This window comes from Pelosinus baikalensis (assembly GCF_020819555.1).
Classification (GTDB): domain Bacteria; phylum Bacillota; class Negativicutes; order DSM-13327; family DSM-13327; genus Pelosinus; species Pelosinus baikalensis.
This window is the reverse complement of record NZ_JAJHJB010000033.1, coordinates 1-19,886: the sequence shown is the minus strand read 5'-3', so window position 1 is coordinate 19,886 and position 19,886 is coordinate 1. Positions and strand designations below refer to the sequence as shown.

The following is a 19,886-nucleotide window of genomic DNA, read 5'->3' as shown; positions in this document are numbered from 1 at the left end:
ATAGATCATATAAAAGTTGTTTTATAACACTCTATGAGTTAATTTTAAGTTGGAGGTTAGCAATGAGTAATGAGGAAGAAGTTTTAGGCAATGGTAATTATGGGGCGGAACAAATACAAGTATTAGAAGGTTTAGAAGCTGTACGTAAACGCCCAGGAATGTATATTGGCAGTACTTCAGCCAGAGGATTGCATCATCTGGTTTATGAAGTGGTTGATAATAGTATTGATGAAGCATTAGCTGGATATTGTGATAAAGTAGATGTAACGATTTGCCAAGATAATAGTATTATTGTGTCGGATAATGGTCGTGGTATTCCTGTAGGTATGCATGAAACTGGCAAACCAGCGGTAGAAGTAGTTTTAACAGTGCTGCATGCCGGGGGTAAATTTGGCGGCGGTGGCTATAAAGTTTCCGGCGGACTCCATGGAGTAGGTATATCGGTAGTAAATGCTCTTAGTACATATTTAGATATCCAAGTAAAAGTGGATGGAAAAATTCATCAAATTGGTTTTGAACGCGGTTATACTGCTAAGCCTTTAACAGTAATTGGAGAAACGGAAGAAACAGGGACTACAGTTAAATTTAAACCTGATGCTGAAATTTTTGAAGAGTTAGTGTATAGTTACGATACCTTAAAGCAGCGTTTAAGGGAGTTAGCCTTTTTAAATAAGGGAATTACCATTAATTTGACAGATGAACGTACAGAAACTCATGAAGTGTTTTTCTATGAAGGTGGTATCTGTTCTTTTGTTGATCATTTAAATAAAAATAAGACAGTACTGCATACCGATCCTATTTTTGTAGTAGGAAAACGAGATACCAGTGTTGTTGAGATTGCTTTACAGTATAATGAAAGTTATGTAGAAAATATTTTTAGTTTTGTTAATAATATCAATACTCAAGAGGGTGGCACTCATCTTAGTGGTTTTAAAATTGCATTAACAAGAACGGTCAATGATTATGCCCGTAAATTGAATATATTAAAAGATAATGATGAAAATTTAAGTGGTGAAGATGTACGAGAAGGTCTGACGGCAGTTATCAGCTTAAAAATTGAGGAACCGCAATTTGAAGGACAAACGAAAACAAAGCTAGGTAATAGTGATGTAAGAGGGATTGTGGATAGCATTGTCTCTGATCGATTAAGTGAGTTTTTCGAAGAAAATCCAGCTGTTACTAAAAAAATTATTGAGAAATCCGTAATGTCAGCTCGGGCTAGAGATGCAGCCCGTAAAGCCAGGGAATTGACTCGTAGAAAAAATGCATTGGAAATAAGTTCTTTACCTGGGAAATTGGCAGATTGCTCAATGAAAGATCCTATGCAGACAGAAATTTATCTAGTTGAAGGAGATTCAGCAGGTGGTTCTGCCAAACAAGGACGGGATCGTCGATTCCAAGCTATATTGCCTTTGCGTGGTAAAATATTAAATGTTGAGAAAGCTCGTTTAGATAAGATACTAAATAGTGATGAAATTAGAGTTATGATTACTGCTTTTGGTAATGGCATTGCAGAAGATTTTGATTTAGAAAAAAGTCGCTATGGTAAAATTATTATAATGACAGATGCTGATGTTGATGGTGCTCATATCCGTACCTTGTTATTAACGTTTTTTTATCGTTACATGAAGCCTCTCATTGAAGCAGGTCGTATTTATATAGCTCAACCGCCTTTATATTTAGTGAAAAAGGGGCGTGAGAGCTGGTATTTATACAGTGATGATGAAATGAGTAAATTATTAGCTCGTATTGGCAAAGACAATATTAATGTACAGCGTTATAAAGGTCTTGGAGAAATGAATGCTGATCAACTATGGGAAACTACGATGAATCCTGAAGGTAGAACTCTTTTACAAGTAGAATTAGGTGATGCTTTGGCTGCTGATGAGATGTTTACAATTCTTATGGGTGATAAGGTAGAACCTAGGCGTAAATTTATTGAAGATAATGCCCATGATGTACGAAATTTGGATACGTGATAGGTAAGTAAAAATAAGGAAGGCCGATTATCTGTATTAGATAATTAGCCTTCCTACTTTTAAAGTAATTGTTATTGGGTTACGTTGTTAAGGAGGAGTCTTATGCGCATTGTAGTGATTGATGGACAAGGCGGCGGTATGGGAAAAGTCATTATTGAAAAAATAAGAAAAGAATTTAAAGAACAAATTGATATTTTGGCGTTAGGTACAAATGCGCTGGCAACTTCAGCTATGCTGAAAGCAGGAGCAAATGAAGGAGCTACCGGAGAAAATGCAATTGTACATAATTGTAAGGATATTGATTGTATCATAGGATCATTGAGTATTATTATGGCAAATTCAATGCTTGGAGAACTTACGCCGAAAATGGCAGAAGTGATAACGACTAGTAAGGCGCGAAAGATATTAATACCTTTATATCGCGGGAATATTGATATTATTGGATTAAAAACAGAGCCGCTGCCTCATTTAGTAGATGGTGTACTGCTTGAAATTAAAAAGCATTTAGGAGGGGATAAAACATGTGTGAAGCTAACGTTTATGTAATGAATAAAAATGTGGAAGAATTACTCTTAGAAAGAGTCGATACCATTATTCCTAAGGATAGAGAAATCTATCTTGAAAATATTTTTGGTGAACGCAAAACCATAGAAGCCCGTATTAAAGAATTACACTTAGTGGACCATAAAATTATCCTAGAGCGTTTTGCGAAAGAATAAATGATGTTCTATAGACAAAAGAAACCTGGGATATTAGGATATTTAAATTCTTTTTATCCTCACATTTTTGCGGTTCAAAATGATTTTTATTATAATCAATCAACCTTTTCTTTTTATAATATGGATAAGCGGCTAGATATTCTAGCCGCTTATCCATATTATAATTTATATTTTTTTAATACAGCAATAAGAGGATAACCGATGGCAAATACAATAATTGCTTCACTAAATCCTATGGATAATATTGTAAACCAGAAGGGCATAGCATATAATATAGAAAGATAGCCGCCAACAATGAAAGCGTTGACAATAATGGGAGATAAATACGCCCAGATGGTATTACTAAATCGATAGGTAAGATAAGCTGCAATGAGTGTAGCCAGACTACCGCCAAATATATCCCAAACACCCAGCCCACCAAATATATTAGCAATTAAAGTGCCGATAAATAAACCGTAGATAGCTTCAGGATAAAGAATGGGCAGTACAGTTAGAGCTTCACTAAGCCGAAATTGTAAAGGACCATAGGAAATGGGTGCTAGTGCATATGTAAAGCTTATATATAAAGCGGCAATCATAGTAGCACGTAGAATAAAATGGGTATTCATAAAGACCTCCATTGATAATAGATTGAATTTTAATTATAGTATATAGAGTTAAAATAAACCAGAAAAGTTTCGATAAAGACAAATATAGAATAAAAACAAACATATGTTCCTAAAAAAATTGTGGATTTCCATATAGGAATGGTATAATAACAACGAGAATAAAATAAAAAAAGAATTAGGTGGTAAACATTGTCTAAACGTCATACAAGCGATATAGAAGATAATAATCAAAGTATTGTTAATCCAAGGCTCCGTTCTGAGGTATTGGGTATCTTTCTTTTGGCAGCAGGGATTATTTCAATTATTAGTTTACTAGATTTTAATACTGGCTCCATCGGGTTATATCTATCTAAGTTTTTAAAATACTCTTTTGGATTAGGAGCCTTTGTTATTCCTTTATTAATGATCATCATTGGTGGCTTTTATATCAAGAAAGATCAAGGTATTGTGTATAGTATTCGTTTTTGGGGGCTAGCGCTGCTATATATATCTTTGTTAGCATTAACCCATCATTTTTTAATTTTTGAAAACAGAGAAATACTTCCAGAAAGTTTAGCCAGTGGAGGCGGCTTGATTGGTGGTATGATATTATTTATACTGCGTAAATTTTTTGGATTTTATGGTGCTTTTATTATATTAATTGCTTCGAGTTTATGTGGTATTTTAATTGCTACAACATGGTCATTATATCAAACTTATTTAGCGGCTAAAGAAAGAACGCAGCAGGGATTGTCTACTGCATATGAACAAATTGAAAAAGTCGGCAGTTTTTATAATCAGGAGAAGGATAGACAGTTCTTAAGAAAAAATAATAAAGATGAACAAGAAGAGCTGGATGAAGAGATAGCAGCGATTACTGGCAGACCTTTAATTGACAGTTTATTAGAACAGGCTGCTCATCAAGAAGCAGAGGAAGCCAGCTACAAGGCAAGAAGAGAAGAGCCTGTTCAGAAGGCACGAGAGAATGTTGTTGAATTAAAACATAAACAAAATAATAAAGGGAAAATAGAGGACAATCATTCGATTCTAGAACCAGAGAGTACCTTTGTTGCAGGGTATGTATTGCCGCCACTATCGATATTACAAAAATCTACGAATCAAACGGATAGTAAACGAGCAAAAGAAGTAGCAAATAATGCTAAAATCCTTGAGAGTACTCTGGAAAGTTTTAATGTCAAAGCGAAAATGATCCATATTAGCCAAGGACCTACTGTAACCCGCTATGAATTAGAACCTGCCCCTGGTGTAAAAGTTAGTAAGATTGTTAATTTAGCAGATGATATTGCTTTGAGTCTTGCTGCATCGGGAGTGCGTATTGAAGCGCCAATTCCAGGTAAAGCAGCCATTGGTATTGAAGTCCCCAATAAAGTTCTAGCAAGTGTTCCTTTACGGGATGTGCTAGAAAGTAATGAATTTTTGAAAGCAACCTCAAAATTAGTTGTGGCTTTAGGCAAGGATATCGCAGGGCAGACTGTGACAGCTGATTTGGGTAAAATGCCTCATTTATTAGTGGCTGGTTCAACAGGCTCTGGTAAGAGTGTATGTATTAACACATTGTTAACCAGTATATTGTTTAAAGCAACTCCTCAGGAAGTACGCCTTATTTTAATTGATCCTAAAGTGGTTGAATTGACGAATTATAATGGTCTGCCTCATTTATTAACACCTGTAGTGACGGATGCACAAAAAGCTGCATCTGCCTTGCGCTGGGCAGTGCAAGAAATGGAGCGACGTTATGAAATGTTTGCTGCTGCCGGAGTGCGTGATATCGGAAGATATAATGATTTAATTGATAGTTTCCCGGTCGGCGAGGGTTCTAGTGGTGAAAAAATCCCTTATATTTTAATTATTATTGATGAGTTGGCAGATTTGATGATGGTCTCGCCAGTTGATGTAGAGGATGCTATTATCCGCTTAGCTCAAAAAGCTCGAGCAGCTGGTATTCATATGGTATTAGCGACGCAGAGACCCTCTGTAGATGTAATTACGGGCTTAATTAAAGCGAATGTACCATCTAGAATTGCTTTTGCTGTATCATCCCAAATTGATTCCCGAACCATATTGGATATGGCAGGAGCAGAAAAGTTGCTAGGCAAAGGGGACATGTTGTTTTATCCTATCGGCATGTCTAAGCCTCTTAGAGTACAAGGTGCGTTTATTGCTGATAGTGAAGTAGAAGAACTTACAGAATATATCAAAAAGCAGGTAGAGCCTCCTGAATATATGGAGGGAATTACTGCTTGTGAAAATTTGAAGAAAGAAGAGAATGGTTCTAATCTTTTTGAAGATGAGTTATTTGAAGAAGCTGTGCGCATTATTATGGAGCTAAATCAGGCATCAGCATCCATGCTGCAAAGAAAGTTCCGGATTGGCTATACAAGAGCGTCTCGCTTAATTGATACAATGGAAGAAATGAAAATTATTGGTCCGAATATGGGAAGCAAACCCCGGGATATCATCATGACTTATGATCAGGTATGTGAACGTTATTTTAATGATGCGGCCCAATCTAGTAATACGGATTCAGAATAGATGAGGTGGTAGGTTTGCCAGGTCGATATAAGCAGATAACTAAAAAAGTAGGTCTTCCTCCCGGTACTCTTTTGCATATCGGTTCAACTCGAAGCGAAAAAGTAAAAATAAGAATGTTGTGTTATAGTAGTGAGCATTGGAATGAGAAAGAATTTGATAAAGTTGATGAATTATTAGAGAATAAGAGTATCACAGATAAGTGTTGGATACATATCAGCGGTGTTCATGTTGTGAGCATGATTGAAAAAATCGGAGCTGCATTTCATATACATTCTTTAGTATTAGAAGATATCGTCAACACCAACCAACGTCCTAAAATGGAAGATAACAAAGAATACTTATATATTATTGTCAAAATGATTCATTGCTATGATAATAAGAATATCGATTTTGAGCAAGTTAGCTTGATTGTAGGCAGTAATTATATATTGTCTTTTCAAGAAAATGATAATGATACATTTGAAAAGATTCGAGAACGAATGAAAAGCACTACAGGTAAAATAAGAAGTAAAGGTGTAGATTACCTTGCCTATGCTTTACTCGATTGTATTGTAGATAATTACTATGTTGCTCTTGAATATTTAGGAGATAAAATTGAAGTATTAGAAAATAAAATTATTGTACATCCTCAGCCTAAGGTTTTAAAAGAAATACATACGTTAAAAAATGAAATGTTATTTGTGAGAAAAGCCGTCTGGCCTCTGCGAGAAATTATAAATGTTTTGTCTCGGGGAGATTCTGTCTTATTCACAAAAGACACTCTTATTTATATTAGAGATGTGTATGACCACATGATACAAGTAATTGATAGTATTGAAATGTATCGGGATATGGTTACGGGGATGCTTGATCTTTATCTTTCTAATGTAAGTTTTAAAACGAATGAAGTCATGAAAGTCTTAACAATTATCGCTACCATTTTTATTCCCCTCACTTTTATTGTAGGTTTATATGGTATGAATTTTAAATATATGCCAGAGCTGGAATGGAAGTGGGGCTATCCGGCGATTCTAATAATTATGGCCTTTATTAGCGGATGTATGATCGTATATTTTCGCAGAAAGAAATGGATGTAAGCCCTTATAATTCATAAAAGTCGCACCTTATCACAAGGTACGACTTTTTATTATAAATTTATATATAGGTTTGCCCTATATTAAGGCAAATCCAATTTAATACCGAAATATTGGCTGGTTAATTTTAGCCAGGATCGGCTGGCAAAGGATAGATAGCGATCTTTTTTCCAGATCATTCCCAGATGCCAAGGTACCATGGGTTCTGCTAAGGATACGGTTTTGATTTTGGCAGGGTCAAGTTCCTTGCAAATCGTTCGTGGTAATATGGCAATCCCTAAATTAATAGCAACCATTTCAGAGATAAAGTCCCATTGGGAGCTTTCACAGATAATCTTAGGATCAAAGCCACTTTGAATGCAGCGATTTACGATACGACCATGAAGAGTAAAATCTTCTCTCAATAGGATAAAGGATTCATTTTTTAATTCAGTAAGCTCCACGTTGGATCGATTCGCTAATTCGTGATCAGGATGAACGATGAGCATTAGAGGCTCTTTGACGAAAGGAAACATTTCAAAGTTATTCTCATTAACGGGTAATGCAACCATACCAATATCCAGGCTGCCATCTTCTATTCCATCTTCTACTTTTTTGGAACCTACTTCAATTAGACTAAGAGAGATTTGAGGATATAGCCTCGTATAATCAGCAATGATCTTGGGGAAAAACCTGGCACCTACCATTGGAGGCAATCCGATTACAAGAGTACCCTTTTTTAAGTTAATTACATCAGCTAATTCTGATGTTAGATTTTGGAAAGAGGTTACAATTTGTTGGGATTGGTGGAGAACAGCTCTGCCTGCATCCGTTAATTCAATTTGTTTTGCGGAGCGATAAAATAAGGTTGTTCCTAATTCATCTTCCAAAATTTTAATCATCTTACTAATTGACGGTTGTGTTATGTGTAATGAACGAGCTGCTTTGGTAAAACTACGGTGCCTGGCTACTTCGATAAAATAAGTTAAATGGCGTACATCCATCTTTCGATCTCCTTTTTATTATAAGATGTGCAGAAATTTATATAGTAGGGTACTATAGTTTTTAAGAATAGGTTATATTATAATTATAATATAAAATAACAGTAAATGCTTGTAATAAAACGCAAAGAATTTAAAACATTTAAAGTATTTAGTATTTTACAGATTAAATATAATATAAAAGTGTATAATACTATGGTATAATAATAAAGAAAAAAATGATCAAAGTGAGGGAATTTTTTTGAAAAAGGCAATTATCGAATTGGATAAAGGTAAAATTACAATAGAATTATTTGAGAAAGATGCACCGAAAACAGTAGCTAATTTTGAAAAATTAATTACAGAAGGTTTTTATAATGGTATTTCGTTTCACCGTGTAATCAAAGGTTTTGTGGCTCAAGGTGGCTGCCCAAATGGTACAGGTACGGGTGGTCCTGGTTATACAATTCCTTGTGAAACCAAAGATAATCCTCGTATTCATGAACGTGGCTCTTTGTCCATGGCTCATCGTGGACCTAATACAGGAGGCAGTCAATTTTTCATTGTGTATGAACCGCAGCCTCATTTAGATGGTGTACATACTGTGTTTGGTAAAGTAATTGAAGGTATGGATGTTGTTGATTTAATCACTGAAGGTGATATTATGAATAAGGTTACAGTGATTGAAGAATAGAAGCTAAGAATGTACCCAAATTGCGGATATGGTTTTTAGGGTGGGGGAACATCAATTGATGTAATCTCACTTTTTATTTTAATACATGACTAGAATTTATAAAGTTTAGTAGGTAAAATATAATATATTATGAACCACGAAGGCGCAATGCCGCTGGCGCGGCACACAAAGGAGTACACAAAAACCCTTTGTGTCCTTTGCGTCTTTGTGGTTCAAATTGTTTATAATGTTTTTAAAAGATTTGTCAGCGAGGTTTTATAGGAGGTAAATTTATTTTGGAAAATATTAGTATGGATATGATTTTATTTTTAATGGGAGCTGGATTTATCGCTGCATTCATTGATTCTGTAGTCGGTGGAGGAGGATTAGTATCTTTACCAGCTTTACTGCTTACGGGATTGCCGCCAACCATTGCATTAGGCACTAATAAAATGGCAAGTGTAATGGGAAGTTTTACGAGTACGATTTCATTTATGCGGTCAGGCAAGATCAACCTTGAAATTATTAAATATTTATTTCCTCTTTCCTTTATTGGATCGGCATTTGGTGTTATTGCCGTTCAGCAAATACCATCTCAATTTTTGAAACCATTGGTAGTTGTTATGCTAGTAGTGGTTACTATTTATACTTTTACCAAAAAAGAATGGGGAGATGTATCAACCTATGACGGTATGAGTAAAAGGACAGCATACTTAAGTGGCATAGTTGCTTTTTCCATTGGTTTTTATGATGGCTTCTTCGGACCAGGAGCAGGTTCTTTTTTTATTTTTGCCTTTTTAATGATTGGGTTTGATTTCGTAATGGCAGCTGGTAATTCGAAAGCTTTAAATTTTGCTAGTAATATTGCAGCTGTTTTTACTTTTGTCTATTTTGACTCTATTAACTATTATTATGCTATACCTATGGGATTCGCTATGATTCTTGGTGCATTGGCAGGTTCTAGATTAGCGATAAAAAAAGGCGCTGCTTATGTGCGCCCACTGTTTTTATTTATGTCAGTTGTCTTAATTAGTAAGCAGTTATGGGATGTCTTGCGTTAAAGATTGGCAGCTGGGGATTAGATATTTGACTACATCCTTATTCTTAATGGGAAATAAAATATAAAAGGTAGTGCCATGGGGACCGGTTATTGGCTGTATGGTGGCATTATGTCGGTTGGCAATGCTATAACAAACTGCCAATCCTAGTCCAGTACCCTTTTCTTTCGTGGTGAAAAACGGCGTACCGATTTTTTTCATAATGTTCTTTGGTATACCGTGACCTTCGTCTTGTATGGCTAAGGCCACGGTATTATCATAGGTAAAGGTTTGAATTGAGATTGTACCGCCTGATTCCATTGCATCCAATCCATTGTTAACCAGATTAAGTATCAATTGACGAATTTCTTTTTCATCCAGTTGCAAATTCGGAATTGTAGCTAAATCGTGGTGAATTGTTTTATTATCAACAATGGCATTGGCTTGCATTAAAGGCATAAGAGCTGTGATGATGCTATTTAAGTTTGTCTCTTTTAAGTGAACTGACTTATCCTTTGCTAAAGATAAAAATTCAGAAATAATAGAGTTTGCTCGATCAAGTTCATCAATCATAATATTGAAGAAAACAGTATCTTTTTTGTTTTCTTTTTTTAAGGACATCATTTGGAGAAATCCCCGTACTGTGGTCATGGGATTTCGTACTTCATGGCCGATACTAGCCGCCATTTCCCCTACTAAATTTAATCGATCGAGACGAGCCATTTCGGTTGTTAAATTTGTATAAGTTGTAATGTCTCGTGACGTACATAAAGCACGTTCTACAGAACCGTCAATTCCGAATTCTGGTACAATACGGGCATGAAAATATCGAATGCCATTTAGACCTGGATACTCATATTCAAACACATTGGATTTTTTAGTTATAAAAACTTGTTGGACATTTATTTTCCAAAGATTTAGAGTATTTGGATCGCAGTTGGTAAGTTCATGCAAGGTCTTATCGATATATTCTTTGGCAGGTATTCCTGTTAGCTGAGTGATAGAAGAATTAATAAAAGTAATACGCATGGATTTATCAATTCGGGAAATAATATCAGGTGTATTTTCAATTAGTGCTTGAAATTCTTGGTGTTGGCGATATAGTTTGGCTTCTAGTTTTTTATGATCTGTAATATTCATTAAGGTATACAGGGCGGACTTAATGGTGCCTTCCTGATTGTATTCTGGTATGATCCTACATTGGTAATAATAATGCTTTCCCTGTTGATTAATGAAGTCAGACTCAAATAAGGCTTCCCTGCCAGTAGTAAAAGCATAGGAGAAGGAAGCTTCCCATAGTATGCAAAAGTTATGAGGCATGCCAGCTTCACGAAAAGTTTTACCAATAAAGTCTTGGGGAGATAGTCCAGTATCTTTAAAGATAACAGGATTGATATAAATATGTTGGCTTTTCGTATTGACACGAGCGACAATAAGGGGCAAATTCTCGATCAGTGTCTTATACTCTTCCTGATTTTGTCGTATGATTTGCTGGTATTGAAGATGAAGAAGCTGAGGATTTTCCCGAGAATTAATTTCAGTATACAGGTCTGGCATTTCTGTTATAAAATTTTCCTTTGCAGTTACATTAGTGGCCATGCATTATTATCCTTTCTATAATTAAATGGAAATATTTAACTTATTTAGATATTCTTCTATAAAATTTGTAAATTACCTTTAGGGATCATAATGAAATATAAAATAATTTTAATATAATCTAACAAGACCTAGTAGAATTAAGATTAACCCTGGCAAATAGGGAACTTTTTTTTTGAATTGTTCCGAAAGAAAATGTTTCGAGGCATAGATCCCAAATGTGATGACTAGGATTTGGATTAATCCCATTGTAATAGGGGTATAAAATGGCAAGGGATTTACTAAGGCAGCAGCGAAAATCGCTATCATATTGTCAATACCGAGAGCTAATCCAAGAAGTATGGCTTCTGTTGAGCTAATGAATTGAGAATGATCAACATCTGCCTTTTCTGGTTTGGCCATGATATTAATTACGAGGCGACCAACGGAAAAGGTGAGATTTGGAGAAGTGACTCCTGAGTTTATAGGCTCTGATTGAACTTTTGCAGCAAAATATTCTTGAAATAAACTAAATAATCCCATGATGGTGAGTAATAATGCACCTATAAGTACTGCTATTTTGGTATTTAACATTGTTCCTAATATATGAGCACTTCCCATGGCTAAACTAACGCATAGTGTTGTTGTTAATCCTACAATAAATAAAGAAATCCTAGATATAAAAATATTTTTTAATCCGTAGGAAATACCAGCAATAAAGCCATCAATACTTACAGCAAATCCTAAGAGTAATACATAGCACAACGTCATTTATATAGCCTCCTATAGGTAGAGTGGTTAGATAAGGTATCTCCAAATAATATATGGCGAAGGTTAATCTTTGGTGACGATGAAGCTTTTGTATTGTTATTCAAGGATTAGAAGGATTTTTTTAAAATATAGGGAAATTTATGGTATAATAAGAAGTTGAAGTAAGTGATTGACATACTACTCATAAAATATTGTGAGTAGTATGGTTTTGCATTGGTATGAAAAAAGACAAGTCCAGGAACTATCGCAATTTAAAATTGTGTTTTTGAGGTGAGAATGTGGATTTTGGTTTAGGTAAAGTATTGCCTGTAAGTATTGAACAGGAAATGAAAGGTTCTTATATTGATTATGCCATGAGTGTTATCACCATGCGGGCATTGCCCGATGTTCGGGATGGACTAAAACCTGTACATCGTCGCATTTTATATGCTATGCATGAAGCAGGGATGGCAGCGAATAAGCCTTATAAGAAATCAGCGCGTATTGTCGGTGAAGTGCTTGGTAAGTATCACCCTCATGGTGATAGTTCTGTATATCAGGCTATTGTACGTTTAGCCCAAGATTTTTCTACCCGTTATTTGATGGTAGATGGTCATGGTAATTTTGGTTCGGTTGACGGAGACTCTGCAGCCGCTATGCGTTATACTGAGGTTAGAATGTCTCGTATTGCAGAGGCTATGGTAGCTGATATTGAAAAAGATACAGTAGATTTTACCCCTAACTATGATGAATCGATGCAAGAGCCAACAGTGCTGCCAGCTAAGGTTCCTAACCTTTTGGTAAATGGTTCATCAGGTATTGCAGTAGGTATGGCTACTAATATCCCTCCTCATAATTTAAGAGAAGTCATTGATGCTCTGATTATGATGATCGACAATGCAGAGGTTACCATCCCTGAATTGATGACAGCTATCAAAGGGCCTGATTTTCCTACGAGAGGTTTGATATTAGGTAAAGAAGGTATTTATTCTGCTTATACCACTGGTCGCGGTGTAGTTAAAATGCGTGCCCAGGCTCGTGTGGATAAAATGGCCAATGGCAAGCCTAGGATTATTGTTACGGAAATACCTTATCAGGTTAACAAAGCCACTCTGATTGAAAAAATTGCAGATTTGGTCAGAGATAAAGTAATCGATGGAATTACGGATCTTAGAGATGAGAGTGACCGTAGCGGCATGCGTATTGTAATTGAGCTAAGACGTGATATTAATGCGGATGTTATTTTAAATCAATTATATAAACATACGCAACTGCAAGATACTTTTGGTATTATTATGCTGGCCTTAGTGGAAGGACGACCAAGAGTACTGAACTTGCAAGAAATGTTGTACTATTATCTGGAACATCAAAAAATAGTGATTGTTCGTCGTACTAATTATGAGTTAGCGAAAGCAAAAGCTAGAGCTCATATTTTAGAAGGATTGAAAATTGCCCTTGACCACATTGATGCGGTTATAACAGCAATTAGACAATCCAAGACTGTTGATGTCGCTCGTGCAGCCTTAATCGAAGGTTTTGATTTGAGCGACAAACAAGCCCAGGCCATTTTAGATTTGCGTCTGCAACGTTTAACCGGCCTGGAGCGAGAAAAAATTGAAAATGAATATAAAGATGTATTAGAAACTATTGAATGGCTGGAGTCTGTTTTGGCTGATGATCAAAAAGTGCTGAATATTATTAAAGAAGAATTATTGGATATTCGAAAACGTTTTGGTGATGATCGCCGCACAATTATCACAGATGATTTATCGAAATTGGCAGTAGAAGATTTAATTGCTGAGGAAGACATTGTACTTACGTTGACTCGTTCTAGCTATGTAAAACGTCTTCCGGTTGATACCTATCGGAATCAAAAACGAGGCGGACGTGGTGTCGCTGGTATGGGAACGAAAGAAGAAGATTTTGTAGAGCATTTATTTGTGACGACAACACATCATAATATTTTGTTCTTCACTAATCGCGGTCGGGTATATCGACTGAAAGGTTATGAAATACCTGAAGCAAGCCGTACCTCCAAAGGTACATCCATTATTAATCTATTGCCGTTAGAAGGACAAGAAAGAATCACGGCTGTGATTCCAATTAAAGCCTTTACAAATACGCGCTATTTATTTATGGCGACTGCAAAAGGTATAGTTAAGAAAACCGAATTAATGGATTTTGATACTGCAAGAAAAACAGGTTTGATAGCGATAACTTTAGATGAAGATGATGATTTGATTGGTGTTAAGCTGACAAATGGTGAGCAGTATGTTCTTATGGGAACTCGGGATGGACTTGCTATTTACTTCCCTGAAACCGATGTTCGCGATATGGGACGTACCGCCCGGGGTGTAAGAGGGATTCGTCTGCATGAAGGTGATAGTGTAGTTGGTATGGATACATTAAAACAAGAAGGCGAAGTATTGACCGTAACTGCTGAAGGTTATGGAAAACGTACCCCAGTTGATAGTTATCGAAACCAAAAACGTGGTGGTAAGGGTGTCATTAACACAAAAGTAACAGAAAGGACAGGTCAGGTTGTAGGCATTAAGGTAGTGCGTCCTGGTCAGGAATTGATGTTGATTAGCAGTGAAGGCATTGTCATACGTATTGATATTGACACCATATCCGTAATTAGCAGAAATACTCAAGGGGTTAAATTAATGAAAACTGGTGAGAATGATAAAGTTGTGGCCCTGGCTGCTGTGGAAAAAAAGGCAGATATTGATTAATTTATTAGGTAAAAACAGACCAGTATATATACTGGTTTGTTAGATAGTAGACAAAAAGGCTGCCTTAATTTTAAGGCAGCCTTTTTTACGAAACATATACTTTTAAAATGAAATTATTATTTCTTAGTCTTTTACTTTAGCGTTCCAAACACAAGCAGCCAGTATCATTGAGATGACTGCAGAGCCTACCCAAAAATCAGCAGCTAGGGCAAAATCATAAAGTTTTTTCCCGTTAACGACAGTTATATGTGAATTAATCAAATAACCACTTATAACTTCTTGAGCAGCAGCTCCGCCATAACTGAGTAAGCCGATCATACCCATTGCCGCACCTGTAGCACGTTTAGGGCAAATATCAACAGCCATTAAACCTCCAAGGTAGCAAACCAGTGCTCCCATAGTAAAACCATAGACGACCATACTGCCCATATCAATCCAATAACTAGCAGGTGCCCAAACGAATGCAGCGGTGGCAGCAGCGTATAATAAGCCGTAAATCAATGCAGGCATATTACGTTTGTGGTTAAAAAACTTATCGGATACAAGACCGCAAGTAAGAGCACCAAAAATTCCGGCAAACTGCATAACAGACAAAACACCACTCGCACCCATGGTTGTATAACCTTTAGCTTCTGTTAAGTAGATAATGCCCCAACTTTCTACCGCGTAACGAGTAATATAACAGAAAAGGCTAGACATACCGAGTATCCATACTGCAGGACGTTTTACGACTTCCCACTGCAGACTGCCAACAGATTTGTCTTTTTCAACGATAGCAGCATGGTCATTTTTAAAGTCTGCAACATTTGGTAAACCACGAGTTTCAGGTCGATCTGACATAAAGAAATAAATTAGGATGGAACCGATGGTACAAACAACACCTGCCATAATGAAACCCATCTTCCAGCTGTAAGCTCCTACGATAGCAGCAGTTGCCATATAAGTGAAGGCTGCACCTAGATTATGACTGGTGAACCAAATACCATAAAAAGTACCCCGCTCTTTATTACTAAACCATTGGTTTAAAGCAACAATACAAGGACCTGCACCAAAAGATTGGAACCAACCATTTATGCCCCATAACACGACTAGGGGTAAAAATTCATTAGTAAAACCCATTAATACGGTAATAACAGATGATAGAAAAAGACCGAGAGCAAAGAAACGTTTAATATTTAATCTGTCAGCTAAAAAGCTGTTGGTAAATTTACCGAGGCCATAGGTGGTAAAAAATACAGATCCCATTATACCAAGTTGCTGAGCATCCAACACTCCTGTTGCCATCAAAGGTTTTTTGATAACGGAGAAACTAAGTCGTATAACATAAAATAACGCGTAACCTAGGGTAATTGAAGTAAAAACTTGCCAGCGAATTTTGTTGAAAGCCGCTGCGATTTGACCTTGATCGCCCTTCATTAAAGGCTGGTCCTTTCCTGTCATAAAAAACTTTGTGATTTCTTCGAACATTTCGCATTCCTTCTTTCTTTAATTTAGTCACATTCTAGTTTGGTTATTTCCATATCACACTCCTCTTATCTATTATGTAGGAAAAAATATCATCTAAATTATCACATTATAAAGACAATTCTGGTATCCGTAAAACATCTGATAATGAAGTAGGAAAAACATAGAAGTTGATGTAAGATAAATTCTTACGTTATAATCATTTCATTAATGTAGGAGAGAAAATACTACTACAGTTAGTCAAAGGGATTCCTAATGCCAAGGAGAATAGCAAAAAAAATAAAAGCGAGTAAGGTTTTTCCTTACTCGCTTTTTGCCGGCAATAAATCATATTTGAGTGCATAGTCCACTAATTGACTTTTCTTAGTTAACCCTAACTTCTCCATCATACGTGTTTTGTAAGTATCCACTGTTTTAACACTAAGACAGAGCATTTTGCCTATTTGACTCATTGAATATCCTCTAACTATATATTTTAAAACTTCTCGTTCACGAGGACTTAAAAGAGTATAAGGATTATCTACGTTTTCTTTAGGCGTAGTTGTTAAAAGACTATTTAATAATAGTTGAGAATTATGAGGATTTAAATAGCGCTGTCCCATATGGACCGCCTTTACCGCAATAAATAATTCTGTATCAACAGCATGTTTTTCTACATAACCTAGAGCGCCAGAACGCATGGCTTCCTTTATGTACTGTTCATCTTCATACATGGTGAGTACTAAAATTTTAATTGGATATCCTCGGCTTTTGATTTCCTTTATACATTCAAGTCCCCCCATATTAGGCATAGATAAATCAATAATCAGCACATCTGCATTTGTTTTTTCTAAAAGGGTTAGAACATCTTCACCATCAGATGCTTCACCGACTACAATAAAATCAGATTCATTATTGAGTAATAGCTTTAAGCCAGCTCTTAAGACAGCATGATCATCGGCTAATATGATTTTTATTTTAGATCTCATTTTTCATCACTCCAAACATGTTATAGGTATGATTACCGTAATTGTTGTACCTTGTCCACTAATGGAATGGAAAGTAAAATTACCTCCTAATAATTCAACTCGCTCTTTCATACCATATATCCCTAAACGGTTTTTTTGACGAGCTGCTTCTATGGCTCCTGAACGAATACCAAGGCCATTGTCATCAATACGCAGGATGATAGAGCCTGTATCTTGTTCAAGGGTGATATTCACGCTTGTAGCATAGGCATGCTTAGAAATATTTGTTAAGCTTTCTTGTAGAATACGGTATAAGGTCAAAGCAATTTGATTATTGATAATTAGTTTTTCATCCGGTGGGAAGAAAGAGACCATAAGATCCTGTTGATTGCTGAAATTGGTTATATACTTATCCATCGCTGCTACGATTCCTAGATCATCTAATACCGGTGGGCGAAGTTCAACTGCCATTTTTCGTAAGCCGCCTAATACATTAATTGCTACATTCCGAGCATCAAGTAGTAAGACTCGCTGCTTTTCGTCAGTCAACTTTGATAACAACACTTTCATATAGGCAAGCAAAGACGCCATGGATTGGCTGGTTTCATCATGGAGCTCACGAGAAATACGTTTCCGCTCGTCTTCTTGAATTGTAAAAAGTTTATTTAATAATACAGTACGTATTTCTTCCTTGGCACGTAATTCTTTTAGCAGACGGTTATTTTCAAAATCCTTTTCTTTTAGACTCTCGATCATTTCATTAAACACTCCAGCTAAGCGACCAACTTCATCTTCTGTTTTGATTTCAGTTTGGACATAAAAATTACCTTGTTGAATTTGCTGGGCGGCTTTGGTTAAATTACGCATGGGATGAATAATAAGATAGGCTAAGTACGTAGAGCCCATGGCAGCTAATAAGCAAACCAGAAGTGTAGTAATGAAAAATTCATATAATTTAAGAGATAATAATTGCTGTGTACTTTTTTCCGACATGCCTACTCGAACGTAACCAATGGCTCCATTTTCGATAGGAACGATCACTTCTCGTATCGGACCCTCATTGCTACTAAACTTCATTGTCTGATATCCATCTTCGTCCTTAGGATAAAGAGAAAGCTTGATTGGTAATCCCTTGGGGAAATTGCCGGCAAAGGTATGAGCTAAAATTCTGCCAGCAGAATCTGTAATTAGAATATAGCGAACATCTTCTGTATTACTCTTAGTTTGGTTAATACGGTCAAATAAAGCATAGTTATCATCTAGTAAAATGTCGTTACTACTAAGAGCTGCAACATAGGCAGCTATTTCAGCACCACGTTTTTCAATTTGCTGATCAAGCAGCTTTGTCGTTGTATCCATCATAATAAAGCCAATAATAATGCTTAATAAGAGCAACATACTAATAATTATGCCGTTGATTTTATAATAAATACTTAATTGTCGCAGCCATTTCATAGGAATGTATTTGTCCTATCATATAATTTACGCAAGGGTTCATAAAGTTCAGGTGTGGGAAAAACAAATTTATCAATGACTAAATGCTGCATGGCAGCCAGTGTATCAGGATCTTCATTCATAGTAAGAAAAATGTGGCGTAATTGCTCTTTTTGTTGTGTATTCATACGTTTACTAATCACAACAGGACCTGTTGGTACAGAAGGCATAGAAGCAATGATACGCACCTTTGCTGCAAGTTCAGGAGTTTTAATTTTCGCATATTCATAAATTTGACTATCAAAACTAGCTCCATCCGTGACCTTTGTAGCTACTGCCCAAATCGATTTATCATGACTATAGGTATAAAAATATCGTTTAAAAAATTTTTCAGGATCAGTGTTTCTTTGTCTCAAGTATTCTTCCATAACCATATGACCAGAATAGCTAAGAGGATCAGTAAAGGCAAAGACTTTATCTTGCAGGTCACTGATTGTATGAATATCGCTGTCTTTATGTACAATAATTTCTGGCGTATACAAAGAATTCCCTCCATGTTCTGCCATAACAAATAGTTCAATCTCATTCATACCCCGGTAAGAACTATAGGCTCCAGTAGATAAAAAGGCAATATCAACATCACCATTTGCCAAAAGCATATTCACTTCTGCATAGGTTTTGCGCTGTACGAGAATGGTTTGGCGTCCTGTTTTCTTAGAAACATAGTCAGCGATTTGTCGGTAGTATGTGATTGTTTCATGAGGAGAAAAAACAGAGGCTAGAGCAATAAGAAGAGGACGTTCATTGGCGTTACTATTATTCTGTAAGGAGACAAATTCTGATGGTTGGCTAAAATCAATAAAGGGAGTTGTATTATTTTTACAACTATTGGTGAATAAAATTAAAAACATAAGAATACTGAAAGTTAAGAATTTGAGCTTCACGATATGATCACCTTTTTATTATTTTGATTTATACAATGTATTAAAAACTTCAATATCGACTATTTGCCTGTCAGAGGTGGAATATAGCCATGTGTAATACCGATAGTAATTGTCAATATTATAGCATAGATCATTTTCGTAGAGGGAATAAAGAAAGATAATTTAAATAAAGAGCTTTAAACGTGGTGATTACTTTTAGGCAGAATGCAATCACCAGATAAAGAACCGAAATCATCTTATATATGAAAGATAATATTCATTATAATTATTAGTTGACGATAATATATGATTATGATATACTTCTAAAGTAGCTCGCGAGGGCAGCAAGATTAAAAAAGAAACAAGAAAAAATAAGTTGACATGCTAAAACAAAGATGTTATACTAAAGATCCGCTGTAAGGGCGAATGTGTTCCTTGAAAACTAAACAATGTAAGTAAGGTTAAAATAAGCCAGATG

At 35.9% G+C, this 19,886-nt stretch carries 16 protein-coding genes; 8 read left to right on the top strand and 8 right to left on the bottom strand.

Annotation, left to right across the window (positions count from 1 at the left end; translation table 11 throughout):
- Positions 1 to 62 precede the first annotated feature (62 nt).
- The 3 genes from gyrB (at position 63) to LMF89_RS18840 (ending at position 2,698) form a co-directional block, all read left to right on the top strand.
- Positions 63 to 1,979 carry a DNA topoisomerase (ATP-hydrolyzing) subunit B gene (gene gyrB, locus LMF89_RS18850; RefSeq protein WP_229536433.1) on the top strand — a complete coding sequence of 639 codons (1,917 nt, stop codon included), beginning with the start codon at positions 63 to 65 and terminating at the stop codon, positions 1,977 to 1,979.
- Positions 1,980 to 2,081: 102 nt separating this feature from the next.
- Positions 2,082 to 2,525: a DUF3842 family protein gene (locus tag LMF89_RS18845; protein ID WP_229536432.1), complete on the top strand. Its 444-nt coding sequence runs from the start codon at positions 2,082 to 2,084 to the stop codon at positions 2,523 to 2,525.
- Positions 2,501 to 2,698: a CooT family nickel-binding protein gene (locus tag LMF89_RS18840; RefSeq protein ID WP_007954657.1), complete on the top strand. Its 198-nt coding sequence runs from the start codon at positions 2,501 to 2,503 to the stop codon at positions 2,696 to 2,698. Before LMF89_RS18845 ends, LMF89_RS18840 begins: the two co-directional genes overlap by 25 nt.
- 158 nt (positions 2,699 to 2,856) lie before the next feature.
- Here the strand turns inward: LMF89_RS18840 and LMF89_RS18835 are convergent, their stop codons facing one another.
- On the bottom strand, positions 2,857 to 3,306 hold the full coding sequence (locus LMF89_RS18835; protein WP_229536431.1) for a QueT transporter family protein: 450 nt from the start codon (positions 3,304 to 3,306) through the stop codon (positions 2,857 to 2,859).
- 189 nt (positions 3,307 to 3,495) lie between these two features.
- Here LMF89_RS18835 and LMF89_RS18830 point away from each other — a divergent pair, with 189 nt between their 5' ends.
- Both LMF89_RS18830 and corA read left to right on the top strand, forming a co-directional pair.
- Positions 3,496 to 5,838: an FtsK/SpoIIIE family DNA translocase gene (locus tag LMF89_RS18830; RefSeq protein WP_229536430.1), complete on the top strand. Its 2,343-nt coding sequence runs from the start codon at positions 3,496 to 3,498 to the stop codon at positions 5,836 to 5,838.
- Between the two features lie 14 nt (positions 5,839 to 5,852).
- Positions 5,853 to 6,914 carry a magnesium/cobalt transporter CorA gene (gene corA / locus LMF89_RS18825; protein ID WP_007954651.1) on the top strand — a complete coding sequence of 354 codons (1,062 nt, stop codon included), beginning with the start codon at positions 5,853 to 5,855 and terminating at the stop codon, positions 6,912 to 6,914.
- An 80-nt stretch (positions 6,915 to 6,994) separates the two neighbouring features.
- On the opposite strand, the gene cidR is transcribed toward corA, so the two are convergent.
- The gene (gene cidR / locus LMF89_RS18820; protein ID WP_229536429.1) at positions 6,995 to 7,894 is read right to left on the bottom strand and encodes a cidABC operon transcriptional activator CidR; all 900 of its coding nucleotides are present in this window, start codon (positions 7,892 to 7,894) and stop codon (positions 6,995 to 6,997) included.
- A gap of 238 nt (positions 7,895 to 8,132) precedes the next feature.
- Here cidR and LMF89_RS18815 point away from each other — a divergent pair, with 238 nt between their 5' ends.
- Entirely contained in the window at positions 8,133 to 8,564 is a 432-nt protein-coding gene (locus LMF89_RS18815) for a peptidylprolyl isomerase (protein WP_007954647.1), read from the top strand.
- 275 nt (positions 8,565 to 8,839) lie between these two features.
- Positions 8,840 to 9,604, top strand: a complete 765-nt coding sequence (locus LMF89_RS18810; RefSeq protein WP_007954645.1) for a sulfite exporter TauE/SafE family protein — start codon at positions 8,840 to 8,842, stop codon at positions 9,602 to 9,604.
- Here the strand turns inward: LMF89_RS18810 and LMF89_RS18805 are convergent.
- On the bottom strand, positions 9,584 to 11,179 hold the full coding sequence (locus tag LMF89_RS18805) for a PAS domain-containing sensor histidine kinase (RefSeq protein WP_229536428.1): 1,596 nt from the start codon (positions 11,177 to 11,179) through the stop codon (positions 9,584 to 9,586). The genes LMF89_RS18810 and LMF89_RS18805 overlap by 21 nt on opposite strands.
- Positions 11,180 to 11,287: 108 nt before the next feature.
- Positions 11,288 to 11,926 carry a manganese efflux pump gene (locus LMF89_RS18800; protein ID WP_229536427.1) on the bottom strand — a complete coding sequence of 213 codons (639 nt, stop codon included), beginning with the start codon at positions 11,924 to 11,926 and terminating at the stop codon, positions 11,288 to 11,290.
- Positions 11,927 to 12,204: 278 nt separating this feature from the next.
- Here LMF89_RS18800 and gyrA point away from each other — a divergent pair, with 278 nt between their 5' ends.
- On the top strand, positions 12,205 to 14,640 hold the full coding sequence (gyrA, locus tag LMF89_RS18795; protein WP_369412644.1) for a DNA gyrase subunit A: 2,436 nt from the start codon (positions 12,205 to 12,207) through the stop codon (positions 14,638 to 14,640).
- 123 nt (positions 14,641 to 14,763) lie between these two features.
- Here gyrA and LMF89_RS18790 read toward each other — a convergent pair whose 3' ends face one another.
- From LMF89_RS18790 to LMF89_RS18775, 4 genes are all read right to left on the bottom strand, one after another.
- Positions 14,764 to 16,107, bottom strand: coding sequence for an MFS transporter (locus LMF89_RS18790; RefSeq protein ID WP_229536426.1), 1,344 nt, complete (start codon positions 16,105 to 16,107; stop codon positions 14,764 to 14,766).
- A gap of 299 nt (positions 16,108 to 16,406) precedes the next feature.
- The gene (locus LMF89_RS18785; protein WP_229536425.1) at positions 16,407 to 17,072 is read right to left on the bottom strand and encodes a response regulator transcription factor; all 666 of its coding nucleotides are present in this window, start codon (positions 17,070 to 17,072) and stop codon (positions 16,407 to 16,409) included.
- 6 nt (positions 17,073 to 17,078) lie between these two features.
- Positions 17,079 to 18,506, bottom strand: a complete 1,428-nt coding sequence (locus tag LMF89_RS18780) for a sensor histidine kinase (RefSeq protein WP_229536424.1) — start codon at positions 18,504 to 18,506, stop codon at positions 17,079 to 17,081.
- A complete protein-coding gene (locus LMF89_RS18775; protein ID WP_229536423.1) occupies positions 18,503 to 19,429 on the bottom strand; it encodes a substrate-binding domain-containing protein in 927 nt (308 codons plus the stop codon). Before LMF89_RS18775 ends, LMF89_RS18780 begins: the two co-directional genes overlap by 4 nt.
- Between the last annotated feature and the right edge of the window lie 457 nt (positions 19,430 to 19,886).

Excerpts from the sequence above, each read along its gene's own strand:
- gyrB (WP_229536433.1), top strand. The coding sequence starts at position 63 with ATGAGTAATGAGGAAGAAGTTTTAGGCAATGGTAATTATGGGGCGGAA.
- LMF89_RS18845 (WP_229536432.1), top strand. The coding sequence starts at position 2,082 with ATGCGCATTGTAGTGATTGATGGACAAGGCGGCGGTATGGGAAAAGTC.
- LMF89_RS18840 (WP_007954657.1), top strand. The coding sequence starts at position 2,501 with ATGTGTGAAGCTAACGTTTATGTAATGAATAAAAATGTGGAAGAATTA.
- LMF89_RS18835 (WP_229536431.1), bottom strand. The coding sequence starts at position 3,306 with ATGAATACCCATTTTATTCTACGTGCTACTATGATTGCCGCTTTATAT.
- cidR (WP_229536429.1), bottom strand. The coding sequence starts at position 7,894 with ATGGATGTACGCCATTTAACTTATTTTATCGAAGTAGCCAGGCACCGT.
- LMF89_RS18805 (WP_229536428.1), bottom strand. The coding sequence starts at position 11,179 with ATGGCCACTAATGTAACTGCAAAGGAAAATTTTATAACAGAAATGCCA.
- LMF89_RS18800 (WP_229536427.1), bottom strand. The coding sequence starts at position 11,926 with ATGACGTTGTGCTATGTATTACTCTTAGGATTTGCTGTAAGTATTGAT.
- LMF89_RS18790 (WP_229536426.1), bottom strand. The coding sequence starts at position 16,107 with ATGTTCGAAGAAATCACAAAGTTTTTTATGACAGGAAAGGACCAGCCT.
- LMF89_RS18785 (WP_229536425.1), bottom strand. The coding sequence starts at position 17,072 with ATGAGATCTAAAATAAAAATCATATTAGCCGATGATCATGCTGTCTTA.
- LMF89_RS18780 (WP_229536424.1), bottom strand. The coding sequence starts at position 18,506 with ATGAAATGGCTGCGACAATTAAGTATTTATTATAAAATCAACGGCATA.